21 protein-coding genes are annotated in these 16,756 nt (G+C 43.6%); 16 read left to right on the top strand and 5 right to left on the bottom strand.

The window, feature by feature from the left end:
• Nucleotides 1–44 precede the first annotated feature (44 nt).
• Nucleotides 45–986, top strand: a complete 942-nt coding sequence (locus NAF17_RS08545; RefSeq protein WP_252757584.1) for a cation diffusion facilitator family transporter — start codon at nucleotides 45–47, stop codon at nucleotides 984–986.
• A gap of 37 nt (nucleotides 987–1,023) precedes the next feature.
• Here the strand turns inward: NAF17_RS08545 and NAF17_RS08540 are convergent, their stop codons facing one another.
• The 5 genes from NAF17_RS08540 to NAF17_RS08520 form a co-directional block, all read right to left on the bottom strand.
• Nucleotides 1,024–1,878, bottom strand: coding sequence for a DUF2911 domain-containing protein (locus NAF17_RS08540; protein WP_252757583.1), 855 nt, complete (start codon nucleotides 1,876–1,878; stop codon nucleotides 1,024–1,026).
• A 326-nt stretch (nucleotides 1,879–2,204) separates the two neighbouring features.
• Nucleotides 2,205–2,456 (bottom strand): hypothetical protein, encoded by a 252-nt coding sequence (locus NAF17_RS08535; RefSeq protein ID WP_252757582.1) that lies wholly within the window; start codon nucleotides 2,454–2,456, stop codon nucleotides 2,205–2,207.
• Nucleotides 2,457–2,511: 55 nt separating this feature from the next.
• Nucleotides 2,512–3,024 carry a DinB family protein gene (locus NAF17_RS08530; RefSeq protein ID WP_252757581.1) on the bottom strand — a complete coding sequence of 171 codons (513 nt, stop codon included), beginning with the start codon at nucleotides 3,022–3,024 and terminating at the stop codon, nucleotides 2,512–2,514.
• Nucleotides 3,002–4,225: a sensor histidine kinase gene (locus tag NAF17_RS08525; RefSeq protein WP_252757580.1), complete on the bottom strand. Its 1,224-nt coding sequence runs from the start codon at nucleotides 4,223–4,225 to the stop codon at nucleotides 3,002–3,004. The genes NAF17_RS08530 and NAF17_RS08525 overlap by 23 nt, the downstream gene beginning before the upstream one ends.
• A gap of 60 nt (nucleotides 4,226–4,285) precedes the next feature.
• A complete protein-coding gene (locus NAF17_RS08520) occupies nucleotides 4,286–5,482 on the bottom strand; it encodes a glycosyltransferase (RefSeq protein WP_252757579.1) in 1,197 nt (398 codons plus the stop codon).
• Nucleotides 5,483–5,659: 177 nt separating this feature from the next.
• On the opposite strand from NAF17_RS08520, the gene NAF17_RS08515 reads away from it, so the two are divergent.
• The 15 genes from NAF17_RS08515 (at nucleotide 5,660) to NAF17_RS08450 (ending at nucleotide 16,707) form a co-directional block, all read left to right on the top strand.
• A complete protein-coding gene (locus NAF17_RS08515; protein ID WP_252757578.1) occupies nucleotides 5,660–6,307 on the top strand; it encodes a class I SAM-dependent methyltransferase in 648 nt (215 codons plus the stop codon).
• 285 nt (nucleotides 6,308–6,592) lie between these two features.
• Nucleotides 6,593–7,393: a shikimate dehydrogenase family protein gene (locus NAF17_RS08510; RefSeq protein WP_252757577.1), complete on the top strand. Its 801-nt coding sequence runs from the start codon at nucleotides 6,593–6,595 to the stop codon at nucleotides 7,391–7,393.
• Nucleotides 7,366–7,968, top strand: a complete 603-nt coding sequence (gldD, locus tag NAF17_RS08505; RefSeq protein ID WP_252757576.1) for a gliding motility lipoprotein GldD — start codon at nucleotides 7,366–7,368, stop codon at nucleotides 7,966–7,968. Before NAF17_RS08510 ends, gldD begins: the two co-directional genes overlap by 28 nt.
• Before the next feature lie 120 nt (nucleotides 7,969–8,088).
• Nucleotides 8,089–8,724 (top strand): MBL fold metallo-hydrolase, encoded by a 636-nt coding sequence (locus tag NAF17_RS08500; RefSeq protein ID WP_252757575.1) that lies wholly within the window; start codon nucleotides 8,089–8,091, stop codon nucleotides 8,722–8,724.
• A gap of 12 nt (nucleotides 8,725–8,736) precedes the next feature.
• Nucleotides 8,737–9,963 carry an FtsX-like permease family protein gene (locus NAF17_RS08495; protein WP_252757574.1) on the top strand — a complete coding sequence of 409 codons (1,227 nt, stop codon included), beginning with the start codon at nucleotides 8,737–8,739 and terminating at the stop codon, nucleotides 9,961–9,963.
• Nucleotides 9,964–10,051: 88 nt separating this feature from the next.
• Complete coding sequence (gene rbfA / locus NAF17_RS08490) at nucleotides 10,052–10,432, top strand: 30S ribosome-binding factor RbfA (RefSeq protein WP_252757573.1); 381 nt, start codon at nucleotides 10,052–10,054, stop codon at nucleotides 10,430–10,432.
• Nucleotides 10,433–10,438: 6 nt separating this feature from the next.
• Nucleotides 10,439–11,143 carry a peptidoglycan DD-metalloendopeptidase family protein gene (locus NAF17_RS08485; RefSeq protein WP_252757572.1) on the top strand — a complete coding sequence of 235 codons (705 nt, stop codon included), beginning with the start codon at nucleotides 10,439–10,441 and terminating at the stop codon, nucleotides 11,141–11,143.
• 98 nt (nucleotides 11,144–11,241) lie between these two features.
• Nucleotides 11,242–12,225, top strand: coding sequence for a pyruvate dehydrogenase complex E1 component subunit beta (locus NAF17_RS08480; protein ID WP_252757571.1), 984 nt, complete (start codon nucleotides 11,242–11,244; stop codon nucleotides 12,223–12,225).
• 155 nt (nucleotides 12,226–12,380) lie between these two features.
• Nucleotides 12,381–12,581 (top strand): hypothetical protein, encoded by a 201-nt coding sequence (locus tag NAF17_RS08475; RefSeq protein ID WP_252757570.1) that lies wholly within the window; start codon nucleotides 12,381–12,383, stop codon nucleotides 12,579–12,581.
• A 75-nt stretch (nucleotides 12,582–12,656) separates the two neighbouring features.
• A complete protein-coding gene (locus tag NAF17_RS08470; protein WP_252757569.1) occupies nucleotides 12,657–13,022 on the top strand; it encodes a CoA-binding protein in 366 nt (121 codons plus the stop codon).
• Nucleotides 13,023–13,380: 358 nt separating this feature from the next.
• Nucleotides 13,381–14,154 (top strand): HNH endonuclease, encoded by a 774-nt coding sequence (locus tag NAF17_RS08465; protein WP_252757568.1) that lies wholly within the window; start codon nucleotides 13,381–13,383, stop codon nucleotides 14,152–14,154.
• Nucleotides 14,155–14,369: 215 nt separating this feature from the next.
• Complete coding sequence (locus tag NAF17_RS18095) at nucleotides 14,370–14,501, top strand: hypothetical protein (protein ID WP_256474476.1); 132 nt, start codon at nucleotides 14,370–14,372, stop codon at nucleotides 14,499–14,501.
• Nucleotides 14,502–14,561: 60 nt separating this feature from the next.
• The gene (locus tag NAF17_RS08460; RefSeq protein WP_252757567.1) at nucleotides 14,562–14,972 is read left to right on the top strand and encodes a DUF4476 domain-containing protein; all 411 of its coding nucleotides are present in this window, start codon (nucleotides 14,562–14,564) and stop codon (nucleotides 14,970–14,972) included.
• Between the two features lie 69 nt (nucleotides 14,973–15,041).
• Complete coding sequence (gene dinD / locus NAF17_RS08455; protein WP_252757566.1) at nucleotides 15,042–15,872, top strand: DNA damage-inducible protein D; 831 nt, start codon at nucleotides 15,042–15,044, stop codon at nucleotides 15,870–15,872.
• Nucleotides 15,873–15,879: 7 nt separating this feature from the next.
• Nucleotides 15,880–16,707 (top strand): N-acetylmuramoyl-L-alanine amidase, encoded by an 828-nt coding sequence (locus NAF17_RS08450; RefSeq protein ID WP_252757565.1) that lies wholly within the window; start codon nucleotides 15,880–15,882, stop codon nucleotides 16,705–16,707.
• Nucleotides 16,708–16,756 lie beyond the last annotated feature (49 nt).

The following is a 16,756-nucleotide window of genomic DNA, read 5'->3' as shown; positions in this document are numbered from 1 at the left end:
CAAAACAAACACATCAGGCATTTTGGCATTAGTACTATATAAGTATGAAAGCTCAAAACAATGCCTCTATTTACAGCGCGCTGGCTGCTAACCTGTTAATTGCCGTAACTAAATTTATTGCAGGGGGCTTTACCAACAGTTCATCCATGATCTCCGAGGGGATTCACTCCATGGTTGATACCGTGAACCAGGTGTTGCTTTTATACGGCTTAAAACGCAGCCATAAAAAACCCGATGTAAGCCACCCATTCGGCTACGGGCGCGAGCTTTATTTTTGGTCTTTCATTGTTTCTATCCTAATTTTTGGCTTGGGTGGCGGCATTTCCATTTACCAGGGTGTTAACCATGTTATTAAACCCGAAGAACTGGGCGACCCGTTCTGGAACTATATTGTACTGGCCTCGTCATTCGTATTTGAAGGCGCATCACTTGTTATCGCCATAAAAGAATTTAATAAGGTGCGCAACGGGCAAACCTGGTGGTCAGCCATTATCAGGAGTAAAGATCCCTCAAGCTTTTTGGTGTTGTTTGAAGATGGTGCAGCGGTACTTGGGTTACTCATCGTATTTGTATTTATGCTGATAGGCCATAACTATAACATGCCTTATATGGATGGTATCGCATCAGTATTAGTAGGGTTACTATTAGTATTTGTATCCGCTATATTAGCCCGCGAAAGCCGCAGCTTATTAATGGGCGAAGGCATAGCCCGCAACACCCAGCATAAAATAAGGGTATTGGTAGAAAAAGACCCGGCAATTATCCGCGTGGTAAACGTACTATCCACCTACCAGGCGCCGGACGATGTGGTATTGTTACTGATTGTAGAGTTTAACCCGGATATAGATACCGAAGACATTACCGCATCTATCGAACGGGTACGGCTGGCCATTAAAACCGCCTTTCCGCTAATCAAGCTGGTGTTCGTTCAGCCACAAACTTATACCCGCATCCCAAGCAGTTTGTTTCAAACAAAAAAGCCTTAAACAAAAGTTTAAGGCTTCATAAATATCTTGATTATGGTTAGTCTTTCGCTTGCGAAATTACGGCCTCATTCAAACGAACGTATTCATCATCGTCGCTTTCCTTAGCCAGTTTTATACCTTCCTGCGCGGTTGCAATGGCGGCATTTTTATTGCCCATCTTTAACTGTACACGTGCTTTCCATAACTTAAACCATGGCGCTTTTGGCTCCAGCTTCTCGGCTTCTAAAGCCCATTGCATGGCCCTTTTAAGGTCTTTATCGTTTTCGTAATAATATTGGATGGCATTAAAGTACGGTCGCTTTTTAATATCGCCCTGCATTAACTTATCAATGTTGGCGGTTATCTGTACATCATCATCCGTTTGCATGTGGATAGGTACCGCGGTATGGTCCCAAATAATGTACAAGTCAGACGTTTTGGTGGTGGAGTTTGCAAACGCCATAGTAAAGGTTTCGCGCTTCTCTTTAACATCTATCGGCTTTGCGTTAAAACGCACCAGGTCGGCATCTTGCTTATAGCTGTAAGCGCCCCATTGCTTAACGGTTTTATTGAGGATGATGGTCCAGTTGTTTTTCGCGGGGATGCTAAATAATGAGTAGGTACCTGCAGGCACTTTATTACCTTCTACCAAAACGTTTTCGCTAAAAGTAATGGTGGTGGCCCAGTTTGCACCTGTGCGCCAAACCTGCCCGTATGGGTTAATGCCGCCAAATATTTTGCGGCCCTTAACATTTGGGCGCGAATAAGTAATGGTTATTTTACCAAGTCCAAAATCTTGTATAATGGTTTGTGTAGAACTTGCTTCGGGTATCCGCGGCTCCTGTTGCGCGTATGTATTTAAAGTTACACATGCCATTAGCATAGTAAATAAGCATATAACCGTTTTTTTCATTAGTATAATTTAGTACTAAGGTAGTAATTGTATGATGAATTTTTAATGAAAAGGTTAAATCGGTGAGTTTGCGGAGGGCTTAAAAAAATAAAAGCCTCCCAACCTTGCGCCGGGAGACTTTCAACCTAAACCTTATCACAATTAACCGGCAAGATTGCCAGTATGTATAGTATGTTACAAATACTATACCAAACTATAATAAATGTTTAAACTTATTTTAAATGTGTCGTTATAACGCAATAAGCCGCTATTTACACGAATTTGATGCTCTGTTAATTTAGCAGGTGCTATCTCATGGCAGTAAATTCATAGACAAAACCTGACAGTTATTGCCCTTTTGCCACTATTTTGCGGCGCAGGTAGTTATCCAGAAGGAATAAACCCATCACTAAATCAAAAAACAAAAAGCCTTTTACAACAGGGCCGCTAAAGTAATTTGACCAGTGCACCGCTTTTAGATCCAATTCCACCGGGATCTTAAATTCGCTGCCCCCTGTTGACCAATTTACTGTACTTAGCACATACAACAGCATTGCCGCGATGGTAAGTATAAAGAAAGCCACTATCCCGGTGATCACGCGTTTGTTTACGGTGGCCTTAAACGGGCCCAATTAATGAAGGCCGATTTTTTTCTTAAAGGTATCGTTCCTTAATAATATCGAGGTGGTAAATTTCGTGCCCGGCGGTAATGTAAACCAATGCACCTACTTTAACCAGCGCCCCGCTGGCTACGCCGCTTCGTTTTAATTGCTCGGCGCTAAATGCTCTGTACAAAAACAATGTAGCCTCCCTAACCGCCTTAAATTCATCGGCCAGGCTTTGGATGGTGCGGCTGTTAAAATCGGTGCTGAACACATAAGTTTCCTGGTCAAAACCCGGCAGGGAAATATCCTCGCGCGAGAACACGAACGCGCGGAAAGAGAACACCCGCTCGGTATCTATCATATGCCCAAGCACTTCTTTCAATGTCCACTTACCTTCGGCATAAGCATGCATCGCCTGTACATCCGTCATGTTATGAAACAGGTTGTAGGTTTTGATTTGGTTATCTGCTAACACCTGCAAAACATCGGCACCATCAGGCACCTTGTTTACATACCCCTCAGCGTATGGCGCGTACTCGTCAGATCTTGGCTTGTTTATCATACTTTACTGTTTTTAAAACTATCCTAAATGTGGTACCTTTACCCAGCTCGCTATCTTTTACAAATATTTGCCCGTCGTGGTAATTTTGGATGATACGCTTGGTAAGCGATAACCCCAAACCCCAACCACGCTGGCGGGTAGTGTACCCCGGCTGAAACACCGTGTCAAATTTAGACCGCGGGATTCCTTTACCCGTATCGGCAATGTCAATAAAAATCTGCTTTTTCTGCTTGCTACCGTGGATCTGCACTTTAATGTTGCCTGTACCGTCAATAGCATTAACGGCATTCTTCAGTAAGTTTTCCAGCACCCAATCAAACAGCGGGATGTTTAACCCGGCAACCAACCGGCGGTTACCGGTTAGCTCAAAACTTATTTTGTTGCTCACGCGAACGCTAAAATAATTTACAAACTCTTTCACTACCTCGTAAACAGGGTGATCTTCCAGTTTAGGTTTCGAGCCAATTTTTGAGAAGCGGTCGGCAACTATTTCCAGTCGCTTCACATCATTCTCCATCTCGGCCATCAGCGGGTCATCCTCGGCATTAAACTTATCTTTTATCAGCTCTATCCACGCCATTAGCGATGATATGGGTGTACCCAGCTGGTGCGCGGTCTCTTTAGCCAAACCTACCCAAACCTGGTTCTGTTCCGATTTCCTTGACGAACTAAACGCGGTATAAGCCACAACTAAAAATATAGCGATGACCGATAGCTGAATGTAGGGGAACATCTTTAATTGCATAAGCAGCGGCGAATCTTTATAATAAACCAGCCAGGTTTCGTTTAAAACAGTAGTAAGTTTTATAGGCGCGTGCTGCTTTTTCATGTAAGCCAGCTCATCTTTAAAATACTGCGGGTCGTAGCTAAGCTTGCGTTGCTTTAATTCTTCTTTATCATAACCCAGAAATGTTTTGGTGGCATCAAGCCCGCGGGTAAACAAAAAATCTCCTTTAGCATCTGTAACCAGGGCGGGCACCACCAGGCTATCCCGCACAGAAAACACGTACGATAAGAAATCATTATCGTAAGTATTACCTATTTGTTTCATGCTTAGCGCCCACACCTGCGCGCGTGTACGCTCGCTTTTGGCAATATTGCGCACCAAATAACTGGTATAAAAAACCGACCCACTGGCGATGACTACGGCAAAGGCAAGCAAAAAATATTTCCAGCGGCGTTTTTGTTGGTACGGGTTCATAAATGGCTGCTCAAATAACGGAAATTTTTTCCGCTTGATGTATTAGGCTTTAGGCTGGTTTTATTTCAAACCAGCCTCTACCTGCTCAATTACGGTAGAAAGTTCTTCGGCGCGCTTATCCCATGTGTTGCTTTCGGCAGTTTTTAAACGGGTAAGGCGCTTCACGGGCGTGTCATCTGCAATTTCCGACAGCACGTATTGCAGGAACATTTCTTTATCGTCGGTTATTTTGATGAGGCTTGCAAAATCGGCAATATCACCAAAAGCGGTACTTACTACCGGCAGGCCCGCCGCCAGGTATTCGTTTATCTTCATTGGGTAAATGCCCTTCGTAAAATCGTCCTTCACGAAAGGTATAATACCAACCGAAAAACTTTGCAGGTATGGCGGCAATTGCTCTGGCATTTTTGGCCCCTCAATTTTTACGTTGGGATATTTTTTGAGGATAGCCAACCCGCGTTCGCTTAATATGCGGCCCACAAACACAAACTCGGCATCGGGCATGCTGGTGAACAGGTAGTGCAACAGGTCGTAATCGCTGCGGTCGTCAATAGTGCCCACATAACCTACCACCTTTTTGCCCGGGTTAGGCGTACTGTTAAACCCTTTTTTAAACAGATCAACCTTTACGGCATTCTTTACGATGAAGCACTGTTTGGTAAAGTCTTTTTTGCTGTCATATAATCCTTGCGAGGTTACAATAGTAGCATCAACCATTTTTAAAAAGCCTTCTTCCAGCCGCAGGCCGTGCCTTGCAAGCCAGTATGGCGCTCCTTTTATCTCGTCGTAACAATGGTATATCAGGGTTTTCTCGCCAAAGGTATGGCCGGTCATGAGCCCCATACCAGGGTTAAACGAGGTAAAGTTGATCAGTTCGTTGTGCATGTTCAGCTTCTTCAGCGCTTTTTTAACAACGCGACGCAACAGCCATGCGTTAAATTTTATCAGGTTGTTATACAAAGCACCGTGCGGCAAAAAATTAACGGGGAAAACCAACGGCGGGAACAAAACATGCACCGTGCCGCCATTATCTGTTTTTATGGTGCAAACGCGGGTTTTAAGGCCGAGCACTTTTTTAAAATCTATTTTATCCTTATCGCTAACACCGGCAAGGGCATCTTTATAAGTGTAGGCATTCTCCACAAAAAGGATGCGGTTTTGGGTAGATAAAACCTTCATCAGTTCAACAACCGCTTTAATATAATTACCGTTCCACTCGGTACCGCTAATGCATAATATATTACGGTTATTTAACATGGTTGCTGTATTTATTGCTAAACTAATAATAAAACACTTTTAATTTAATGGCTTGTACGATAAAAAAAGCTAATTGTTCTAAGTTTAACACCTTAACGCCTTTATATTTCATTACAAATCAGCTACCTTTAAAACGACAAAAAAAGTTTTTAAACGTAAGAAAATCTTCCTTATAAAATGTCTGATAATAAGTTATACGTCCATTATGGCTGTGGCCAAACCGCCCCTGCCGAATGGAAAAATTTTGATGTATCGCCTACCCTTGTCATTCAAAACACGCCGGTTTTAGGTTTTTTATTGAAGAAAAGCCTTGGGCAAGTATTTGATAAAAACGTACAGTACGGCGATATCACCAAAGGGCTGCCGGGTATAAAAGATGGTACTGCCGAAGGCGTTTATTGCTCGCACGTATTAGAGCATATGTCGTTAGAACATTTTAGGATTGCATTACGCAATACTTATAAAATGCTTAAACCGGGCGGCATCTTCCGCATTATTATGCCCGACCTGGAAACCCTGGTGCGCGATTATATTATCGATAAAGACGTAAAGCACGACCCAGAAGCATCTATAACCCTTATTAAACGCATGATGATGGGCGTTGAGGTAAGGCCGCGCAGTTTCAACGCCGTTACCAAACACCTGTTTGGTTATTTAGAACATCTTTGGCTATGGGATTGGGAGTCGACTGAGAAAGAATTACGCGATGCCGGTTTTACCAACATCCGCAGATGCGAACTTAACGACTCCTCCGACCCGATGTTTAAACTTGTAGAAAACCCAAAACGCTGGGAACTGGTTGTGAAATTTGAATGTATTAAATAAGGAAACCGTCTTTAAAATACTTAAAGCCGTCCCGACATTTCGGACGGCTTTTTTATTTTATCAAAAAGAAACAAAAGCAACCTTTATGGTCCAAAATGGATGCAGGCTACAGCCAACATCAACAAAGGGCAAAACCCTACACCTCTCGTATTTGCCGTAACGACAAACATTAACCGTTTAATTGAACGCTTTTACAGAGCTGGTGAAAGCATCGGTATAAAACAGAAAAAACTATTATTGTTGCCGTATTGTTGCTAATATTACACTTTTATAAAACTGCCGGCAATGAAACATTATGGCCTAATCGGGTTCCCGCTAACACACTCATTCTCTAAAAAATACTTTACCGAGAAATTTGCAACAGAAAAGATCGAGGATTGCACCTACGAGCTTTACCCCCTCGAAAATATTAACGACCTGCCAAAATTACTACATGAGAACCCAACCCTTTGCGGCCTTAACGTAACCATCCCTCACAAAATAAACGTTTTACAATACCTGGATTGGATTGAACATGACGCCAAGGCCGCAGGCGCGGTAAACTGTATCCGCATTACATCCGAAAGCCCGTTACAGGCAGCCTTCTCCGGCGAGATGGGTGTAAAAGGCCACGATTTTAGGCTGGAGGGTTACAATACTGATATTTACGGATTTGAAATGTCGCTAAGTCCGCTACTGACGGATAAGCACCAGACCGCTTTGATCCTGGGCGACGGCGGCGCGGCAAGGGCCGTAAAGTGCGTGCTGGATAATAAAGAGATCCCCTACAAATGTGTAACCCGCAAAACTGCCGAAGGCAATATTTTATTCAACGATTTGACGGTTAAGGATGTCGCGGATAATAAACTCATCATCAATACAACGCCTATTGGTACACACCCCAATGTGGATGAATGCCCGCCAATCCCTTACGAGGGTGTAACAGAAGACCACCTTTTGTTTGACCTGATCTACAACCCGGAACAAACGCTTTTCCTGAAAAAGGGTGCGGAGCAGGGTGCCGCTACAAAAAATGGATATGAAATGTTAGTATTGCAGGCAGAAAAGGCCTGGGAAATATGGAACTCAAAACAAAAACACCCGTGAGATATTTTGTGCTTTTAATAGTTGTACTGTTTTTGGCTGCCTGCGGTAGCAACGCCGACTATTCGCCAAAACCGAGGGGTTATTACCGCATTGTTTATCCTGCAAAACAATACCAGCCCTATACCGAAGGCTGCCCCTTTACGTTCGATTACCCAAAATACAGCAAGGTGGAGCCTGATAAATCCAGGGGGGCAAAACCTTGCTGGCAAAATATCCAGTTCCCGCAGTTTAACGCCACACTGCATTTAAGCTACGAGCCTATCACGTCTAAAAAAGAATTTAATGAGTTGATAGAGGATGCCCACAAGTTAAGTTTTAAGCATAGCGTAAAAGCAACCTCTATAGATGAAGGCGTAATTACCTACCCCGACCGCAAGGTTTATGGTATTTACTATACCATTGACGGCAACGCGGCATCCTCGGCACAATTTTACCTTACGGATAGCACCCGCCATTACCTGCGCGGCGCACTTTACTTTAACTCCGAACCGAGGCTTGACTCTATCCAACCCGTACTTAATTTTATAAAGAAGGATGTGGATCTGATGATCAAGAGCTTTAGGTGGAAGAATTAAAGAGGCGGTGAGCCTGTTATCCCAAGCCTGTCGAAGGACGCGCGTTGGTCTGTTCGCAAATGGTTCGACAAGCTCGCCGTGGCATAAGAGTGGTATAAACTATTTCCTTACTTTTGCATCATGGCTACCGTTCAATCCTTTGTAAATAACCCCTACCAGGAGAATACCTATTTATTGTTTGATGAAACCGGCGAATGCGCGATCATCGACCCGGGTATGTACACGGCTGCCGAGCAAAACACGGTTACCAATTTCATTAAACACAATAACCTAAAGCCTGTTCTGCTTTTAAACACACATTGCCATATAGACCATGTACTGGGTAATAAATTTGTATTTGACCAGTACGGCTTAAAACCACAATTCCACAAAGGCGAATCGGATACTTTAGCTGCTGTTGTGGCCTATGCGCCATCAATGGGTTTAAGGTACGAGCCATCGCCGCTGCCGGATACTTACCTGCCCGAAACAGGCGCCGTTAAATTTGGAAATACCAAATTGGAACTGATTTTCGCGCCCGGCCATTCGCCTGCGCATTTGTGTTTTTACGATAAAGTGGCTAACATACTAATAGGCGGCGACGTATTATTCCGCAACAGCATTGGCCGCACTGATCTGCCGGGAGGTGATTTTACCACGCTGGTAAAAAATATCGAAGAAAAACTTTTTGCCCTGCCCGATGATTGTACAGTTTACCCCGGCCATGGCCCCGAAACTACCATAGGCTACGAGAAACAAACCAATCCATATTTGTAATATAAAACGCATTTGAACACCTCTATCTACATAGCCAAAAGGTACCTGTTTTCAAAAAAACAGACGCACGCCATCAACATTATATCGGGTATCTCCATATTGGGTGTACTGGTTGGCAGCGCGGCGCTTATCATTATCCTTTCGGTGTTTAATGGGTTGGAAAGTGTTATCTTATCGCTATACAGCAACTTTACGCCCGAGTTAAAGATAGAGCCCCGCATGGGCAAAACCTTCGACCCAAACACGCCTTATTTTAACGCGCTTGGGAAAGATGTACGGGTGGTATCTTATACGCAGGTATTGCAGGAGAAGGCGTTGATCCGATACTCGGGTAGATCCTTCATTGCTACGGTAAAAGGCGTAAGCGACGACTTTTTAAAGGGACGGATGCTGGACAGTACCATCCAGTTTGGTTCGTTCACGCTGAAAGATAAGGGAGAAAATTTTGCGGTGATTGGTTCAACCGTGCAGGGTAGTTTGGGGGTGAGTTTAAAGAACCAGTTTACATCGCTACAGGTCTTTTCGCCAAGGCGGAATGCGGGCACCTCTACCGACCCGATGAACGATTTTGTTTTCCGGTCAATACAACCATCCGGCGTGTTCGGCATCCAGCAGGATTTTGACGACCTCATCATCACCCCCATAGAATTTACCCGCGACCTGCTCGACCAGCCCAACCAGGTATCGTCATTAGAACTTAATTATAAAACAGGAACTGACCTGGATGAAGTGCAGGAAAGTATTGAAGAACGAATAGGCAAAAGCTTTACCGTACGCAATCGCAAAGAGCAGAACACCGAACTTTATAAAACCATCAATTACGAGCGATGGTCGATATTTATGATCCTCACGTTTGTGCTCATCATCGCCATTTTTAACATCATTGGCTCGTTAACCATGCTGGTAATAGATAAACGGAAGGACATTGCCATACTAACCAGCCTTGGCGCAAACAAAGGGCTTATACAGCGCATCTTCTTTTTTGAGGGGATGATGATCTCTTTTATCGGTTGCGTAACCGGCCTGGCATTAGGTCTTATTGTTTGTTTGATCCAAAAGCAATTCGGCTTTATTAAAATGGGCTCGGCCTTATCAGTGCTTGATGCTTATCCCGTTGCCTTTAAACTAAGCGATATTGGTTTGGTATTTTTTACCGTTACAATGATAGCTGTAATTGCATCGGGTATTAGCTCAAGTTTAAGTGTTAAAAGATTAGGCGAGATAAAAGCAGATTTGTAGAAGCATTTTCAATTCATTAGCTTTAACCATTACCTTCGCCAAATAATAATTAAAAACTCATTCGCCCCAAAGGCGTTTATTAAATACTATGGAATCTAAACGTCAGCAAAAATTTGCCGGGGTAATACAGCAGGACCTGGCCGCGATATTTCAACGCGAGGGCATGAATTACCTTCCGCACACGTTGGTTACAATTACCAAGGTACGCGTTACGCCCGATCTGGCCATCGCCCGCATCTTCCTGAGCTTTTTTAACAACACCGATAACCAAACCGCGCTGCAAACCATTAAACTGCATGCGTCGGAGATTCGCTATAAGCTTGGCGCCCGCATTAAAGACCAGGTGAGGGTGATACCCCAACTGGAGTTTTTTGTTGATGATACCAGCGAATATGTAGAGCGGATGGAGAAGATCTTCGACAAAATAAGCCACGAGCCACGCCAGCCCGATACTGAAGAAGAAAGCTAAACTACTATGCTTGCTACCGAAAAATTAGCAGCTTACATTAAAGTCCACCCCGGTGCCATTGGCAAAGTGGTGGACTTTGATGTTAAAAGCGATAAGCTATATCCGTTTGACTTTACCGCCGCCAATGCGGAGTTAACATCCGAAATGGTTGCCGATACCGAGGCCTTTAGCCAGTGGATCAAACAAAAACTATCCGATAATAATGCCAGCTACGGCATTGGCGGCTACATGGAGCATCGCACCATTTATAATCGCAGCGCTTTATTTGATACGGACGACGAGCCACGCCGCCTGCACCTTGGGGTAGACATCTGGGGTAATGCCGGTACGCCCGTTTATTCGCCACTGGCAGGAACCGTACACAGCTTTGCCGACAACGACAATTTTGGCGATTACGGGCCGACCATCATCCTACAACATCATCTGGATGGGTTAACCCTATATAGTTTATACGGGCATTTAAGCCGCGCGAGTTTGGTAAAATTGCAGATTAGCCAATCCATCAGCATAAACCAACAAATAGCAACCTTGGGCCACGCAACAGAAAACGGCCACTGGCCGCCGCACCTGCACTTTCAATTGATGCTGGATATTGGCGACGCCCGGGGCGACTATCCCGGTGTTGGACAATACTCGCGCAAAGCCGAATATTTGGGAAATATACCGGACCCGGAACTGATTTTACAATTTGCTGATGCGAACAAAGCGTAAGGCTTAATTGTAAAACTTTATTATATATGCCACCCGATTGCATTTTACACATTAGTGATTATATTTGCGGTCGTAAAAAACTTCATTTTAACAACATAATGAGAGAAATACAATTCAGGGAAGCGCTAAGGGAAGCCATGCAGGAAGAGATGCGCAAGGATGAGAATGTGTACCTAATGGGTGAAGAAGTTGCCGAATACAACGGTGCCTACAAAGTAAGCCAGGGTATGCTTGACGAGTTCAGTGCTAAACGTGTTATAGATACGCCTATCTCTGAATTAGGCTTTGCCGGTATAGGCATCGGTTCGGCCATGAATGGTTTGAAGCCAATTATCGAGTTCATGACGTTCAATTTCTCGTTGGTAGCTATCGATCAGATCATCAACGGTGCAGCTAAAATCATGTCGATGAGTGGTGGCCAGTTCTCTGTGCCAATTGTATTCCGCGGCCCAACAGGTAACGCGGGTATGTTAAGCTCGCAGCACAGCCAGTGTTTCGAAAACTGGTATGCAAACTGCCCCGGCTTAAAAGTGGTTGTTCCATCAAACCCTTACGATGCAAAAGGTCTTTTAAAATCAGCCATTATAGATCCGGATCCGGTTATTTTTATGGAATCTGAGTTGATGTATGGTGACAAAGGTGAAGTGCCCGAAGAAACTTACTACATTGAAATAGGTAAAGCAAACGTAACTAAACAAGGCAGCGATGTTACTTTAGTTGGTTTTGGTAAAATAATGAAAGTGGTTAACGCCGCTGCTGCCGAACTTGAAAAAGAAGGTATCCACGCAGAGGTTATCGATTTACGTACCGTACGCCCTATTGATTACGATACCGTTATTGCATCGGTTAAAAAAACAAACCGTTTGGTAATTGTGGAAGAAAGCTGGCCTTTAGGTTCTATTGCTACCGAGATAGCATTTAAAGTACAAAAAGACGCGTTCGATTACTTAGATGCACCGGTACTGCGCATAACAGGTGGCGACGTACCATTGCCGTACGCACCAACCCTGATCCAAGAATATCTGCCAAACCCCGAGCGTGTGATTAAAGCAGTAAAAGAAGTAATGTACGTTACCAAATAACCGTAACTACAAAATATTAGAAAGGCTCCGATAAGTCGGAGCCTTTTTCGTTTCTATCCCCTCTCTCCGCGCATTATTGCGAGCGGTAGCGTGGCAATCTTCGATAGAAAAGTATCCAACTTGCTTATTTAAACATTTTTACTGCAGCTTTAGGTATGGAAAAAACTACCCGCCAAAAACTGCTTCCGTCTTTGCTCATCTTTATTGTGCTGCTAACCCAGGGCGTTATCGGGTTGATAAAAGGCATAGAAAAACATCAAACTTGGCGCATTGTATTGGCGTCGGCAGGGATTGCGTTGATAGGCGGGTGCGTGGTATTGGTGTTTGTAAGAACAAGGCAAACCGAAAAGAGATAATTTACCCGATTGTAAACGTGCAAACTGCCAAACCAAAACTGCAAACTAATTCCCAGCCCCACACGTTATACTTACATGGCCGATAAAAAAACACTGATACTGGGCGCCACGCCCGACGCAAGCCGATACGCTTACCTTGCCGCCAACCGCTTAGTAGGCAGAGGGCACAGCATTGTAAACGTTGGCATTAAAACCGGCGAAGTAGCCGGCGTACCCATCGAAAAGCCCGAAACTATCCACACCGATATAGACACTATTACCCTGTACATAGGCCCGCAAAACCAACCGCCCCTGTACGACTATATTATTAACACCCGCCCCAAACGCATCATATTTAACCCCGGCACCGAAAACACAGAACTTCGCCAATTAGCGCACCAAAATGGCATCGAAACCGACTATGCTTGCACATTGGTATTGCTGAGTATCGGGCGGTATTAATGTTCACGAAATGTTCACGTTCACGCATGAACACACAGGCAAACATTCGTTAACAATTGGTAATGAGTTGTTTGGAACTGACATGGTTTTGTCTGGGATGGGGAATTAGAATAAAAATTCGATTTTGTTCCGCTTTTCAAGGGTAGATTGAGACAAGGCCTTTAGCACACTTCTGAGATTATTATATTTACTAAATGAATAATTATTATTTAGTGAACGACCAACCAACAACTTGCCCTGAATGCGGAGCAAGAACTATCCTAATTTCTGATTTTATGCACACACTATTAAAATTAAAAATAGAGGAGTGTTTAAATAACAGATGTAAATATGTATTTTTCGAGGTAGTAGATTAATCATGAAAGAAGGCCAAACCCTCTGGACAAAAGAACAGTTACTTTTAGCGATCAACCTGTACTCTAAAATTCCTTTTGGAAAGATGAGTGCTGGGAATGCTATTGTTAAAGAGTGGGCGGAGGTTATTGGTCGGTCACCTGCGGCGGTCGCACGTAAACTGGGCAACTTCGCGAGTTTCGACCCTAAACTTTTAGAACGGGGTGTAAAGGGCTTACCAAACGTAAGTAAACTTGATCGTAAAGTTTGGAACGAATACATGAATAATTGGGATGAGTTGTTTATCGAGAGCGAAACACTACTGGCTAAAAAGAAAAATACGACTATCGAACAACTAAATCCTATCGAGTTGGTCGAACCCGAAACGATGGTGGGCAGGGAAGCCGTCCGACAAGTAGTTGTTCGCTTAGACCAAACCGTATTTAGGAAAATGGTGCTTAGTAATTTTGCCGATACCTGCTGTATCACTGGCATCAATCAACCTGAGTTATTGATCGCAAGCCATATTTTGCCGTGGAGTTTAAACGCTGGCAATCGGCTCAATCCACGCAACGGTTTAGCTTTAAATACGTTGCATGATAAGGCCTTTGAACGTGGATTGATAACCATTACTGAAGACTTGAAGATTAAAGTGTCTTCTATCCTGATGAACAGCGCTAACATCCAAAGCATCCGAGAAAACTTTATCGCATACGATGGAAAATCTTTAATAGAGCCAAAGAAGTTTTTTCCAGATGTAGAATTTCTGAAGATCCATAACGGCCGCTTTAAAGGTTAACTTCACTTATATCCGATTAACACCAACCCAGCATCCGGCTAACTTAGCCCTATGCCAAACATCAAACTCTTTTACCCTATCGCGATGGTGCCAATTACAAAAATCACAGTTTCATAATCTTCAACAACCCGACAAACATCGCGTTAGCAGAAATTGAGAAACACATCATTTTAAAACTAATTGATGATACCTGGTTCTATGCCGACAAATGGAATGTGCCTGACCAGCATTTAGGCACATGGGATAACGAGATAGATCATACCTGGCACGAGTTTGAAAGTGTTGAGTTTACCAATGAAATCGGCGAGCAGAACATTACCGATTTCCTTAGCGCTGTCATGAATTAACGCCCCTTTCGCTTTTCAGCAATTCTTCCTACATTTAATTTAATAAACACCCTAACCAAAATGAAACTATTAATACCTATTATCTTGCTGTCGGTGGCAATGGCGCAGGCAAACCCAACAAGCTTTAAAACGGGCGTTATTGTAATCAGCTACGATAAAATAAAGCACCCGGAAAAAGCAATGACACCCGAGCAGACCAAAGCCATCCTTAAAGAAATGCAGCAGCAGCGTAACGACGAGGAGAAGATTGCCGTTATAAAAGCAAAGCTAAACAGCAAAGAGGTTGGCATCACCATAAACCAACTGGCAACTTTCATGAACCAGTTCCTTACAGATGATTCTAAAATTACCGTCGCCAAATACGCGTTCGAGTACACCACCAACTACAAATCATTTCTGGATCTAACAAACCTGTTCAGTCGCGAAGAGTATAAGGACGCGCTGGAGGATTTTTATAAGAAGAATAAGTAGTACCGGGGTTTTTTCAACAAACAGCTGTTAAGCTTTTTAAAATAGCTAACTTGCTGTAAAACTAAAACGGTGAAGAAAGAAGTTATATTAGAACTGCTTAGTAAATTCGAACAAGCTTGTTATGTAATTGAAGGGGTTGAATGTTGGAGCGCAAGAGAATTGCAATCAATCCTTGGCTATGCTCGTTGGGAAAATTTTGTAAACGCAATAAATAAGGCTAAAAAAGCGGCAGAAAACGCTTCCACAGATGTTCGCGATCATTTTCGTGACGTCACGAAAATGATCGTGATCGCAAAAGGTGCGCAACGCGAAGTTGAAGATATCGCCTTAACAAGATACGCCTGTTACCTTATCGCTCAAAATGGTGACCCGTCAAAGCCTGCGATAGCTTTTGCCCAAACCTACTTTGCGGTACAAACCCGTAAGCAGGAAATAATTGAGCAACGTTTAATTGACGTTGAGCGTGTTTCTGCCCGGGAGAAATTGACCAAATCTGAAAAGAAACTATCTGGCATTTTGTATGAGCGTGGTGTTGATGGTGCAGGCTTCGCGCTCATTAGGTCTAAAGGAGATCAAGCCCTATTCGGTGGGTTCAGCACAACCGATATGAAGAAAAAGCTTGGGGTGCCTGCTGCTAAACCTCTTGCCGATTTTTTGCCTACACTTACAATCAAGGCTAAAGATTTTGCAAATGAATTAACCAGCCATAACGTTATCGAAAAAGATTTAAACAAGCAGGCGCAAATCTCACAAGAACATGTTGACAACAATAAAGCCGTGCGCGACATTTTATTAAAGCGTGGAGTAAAACCAGAAGCCCTTCCACCTGTTGAAGATGTGAAAAAGCTGGAACGACGCTTAGAAAGCGATGATAAAAAAGCAGCTAAAGGTTCAAAATAACATGCTCATGAAAAACCGCCTGTTTCTGCTGCTTTTAGCTGCAATTACTATTACCGCCTGTTCTAAAAAAGTTACTAATCCGCATACCAAAACAAATAGTGTTTACACAACGCAAGCCGATAGCCTTGGTAAAATATTACTGACCGAAAACCCGGCTACGCTAACCGACAGCCTCAACCAACCCATTCCTTCAGAGTTTATCGGCACGGTTAACTTTAACCTGCGTAAACCCAACTATGTTATTATCCACTATACTGCTCAGGATTCGCTGGCCCAAACCGTACGGGCTTTCACGCTTGTAAAAACACAGGTAAGCGCACATTATGTGATTGGTAAAGATGGTAAGGTGATTCACATGCTGAACGATTATATGCGCGCCTGGCATGCCGGTGTAAGCAAGTGGGGCAGCATTAGCGATATGAATAGCTGCTCTATAGGTATCGAACTGGATAACAAAGGCAACGAGCCATTCGCCCCCGCGCAAATGAACAGCCTGCTTATCCTGCTGGCCAAACTTAAAAAGGATTACAACATCCCAACCGCAAACTTCATAGGCCACGGCGATATAGCCCCCGGCCGCAAACCAGACCCAGGCATATTGTTTCCATGGGAAACATTGGCTAAAAAAGGTTTCGGCTATTATTCGGATATTATTATTGTGCCTGCGCCATTAAACTTCGACAGCGCCACAGCGTTACGTTTAATAGGTTACGATACCGGCAACCTCCCCGCCGCAATAGGCGCCTTCAAACGCCACTTTGTACAGCGCGAAGGCTCGGGCACGATGACACAGTTTGATTTGGATGTGCTTTTTAATGTATATAAGAAATACTGATTTTGACGTGAAAGCTAAAAGGTAGCTGCATTGTTTTATATTAAAAAAG

It is taken from the genome of Mucilaginibacter aurantiaciroseus (assembly GCF_024055595.1).
In the GTDB taxonomy this organism is placed as follows: Bacteria; Bacteroidota; Bacteroidia; order Sphingobacteriales; family Sphingobacteriaceae; genus Mucilaginibacter; species Mucilaginibacter aurantiaciroseus.
Note: the sequence above shows the minus strand (reverse complement) of the source record. Positions and strands in the feature narration are given on the sequence as shown.

Bases quoted from the DNA above. Each gene is read 5' to 3' on its own strand.
- NAF17_RS08545 (WP_252757584.1), top strand. From the start codon at position 45: ATGAAAGCTCAAAACAATGCCTCTATTTACAGCGCGCTGGCTGCTAAC.
- NAF17_RS08540 (WP_252757583.1), bottom strand. From the start codon at position 1,878: ATGAAAAAAACGGTTATATGCTTATTTACTATGCTAATGGCATGTGTA.
- NAF17_RS08530 (WP_252757581.1), bottom strand. From the start codon at position 3,024: ATGATAAACAAGCCAAGATCTGACGAGTACGCGCCATACGCTGAGGGG.
- NAF17_RS08525 (WP_252757580.1), bottom strand. From the start codon at position 4,225: ATGAACCCGTACCAACAAAAACGCCGCTGGAAATATTTTTTGCTTGCC.
- NAF17_RS08520 (WP_252757579.1), bottom strand. From the start codon at position 5,482: ATGTTAAATAACCGTAATATATTATGCATTAGCGGTACCGAGTGGAAC.
- NAF17_RS08515 (WP_252757578.1), top strand. From the start codon at position 5,660: ATGTCTGATAATAAGTTATACGTCCATTATGGCTGTGGCCAAACCGCC.
- NAF17_RS08510 (WP_252757577.1), top strand. From the start codon at position 6,593: ATGAAACATTATGGCCTAATCGGGTTCCCGCTAACACACTCATTCTCT.
- gldD (WP_252757576.1), top strand. From the start codon at position 7,366: ATGGAACTCAAAACAAAAACACCCGTGAGATATTTTGTGCTTTTAATA.
- NAF17_RS08500 (WP_252757575.1), top strand. From the start codon at position 8,089: ATGGCTACCGTTCAATCCTTTGTAAATAACCCCTACCAGGAGAATACC.
- rbfA (WP_252757573.1), top strand. From the start codon at position 10,052: ATGGAATCTAAACGTCAGCAAAAATTTGCCGGGGTAATACAGCAGGAC.
- NAF17_RS08485 (WP_252757572.1), top strand. From the start codon at position 10,439: ATGCTTGCTACCGAAAAATTAGCAGCTTACATTAAAGTCCACCCCGGT.
- NAF17_RS08480 (WP_252757571.1), top strand. From the start codon at position 11,242: ATGAGAGAAATACAATTCAGGGAAGCGCTAAGGGAAGCCATGCAGGAA.
- NAF17_RS08475 (WP_252757570.1), top strand. From the start codon at position 12,381: ATGGAAAAAACTACCCGCCAAAAACTGCTTCCGTCTTTGCTCATCTTT.
- NAF17_RS08470 (WP_252757569.1), top strand. From the start codon at position 12,657: ATGGCCGATAAAAAAACACTGATACTGGGCGCCACGCCCGACGCAAGC.
- NAF17_RS08465 (WP_252757568.1), top strand. From the start codon at position 13,381: ATGAAAGAAGGCCAAACCCTCTGGACAAAAGAACAGTTACTTTTAGCG.
- NAF17_RS08460 (WP_252757567.1), top strand. From the start codon at position 14,562: ATGAAACTATTAATACCTATTATCTTGCTGTCGGTGGCAATGGCGCAG.
- NAF17_RS08450 (WP_252757565.1), top strand. From the start codon at position 15,880: ATGAAAAACCGCCTGTTTCTGCTGCTTTTAGCTGCAATTACTATTACC.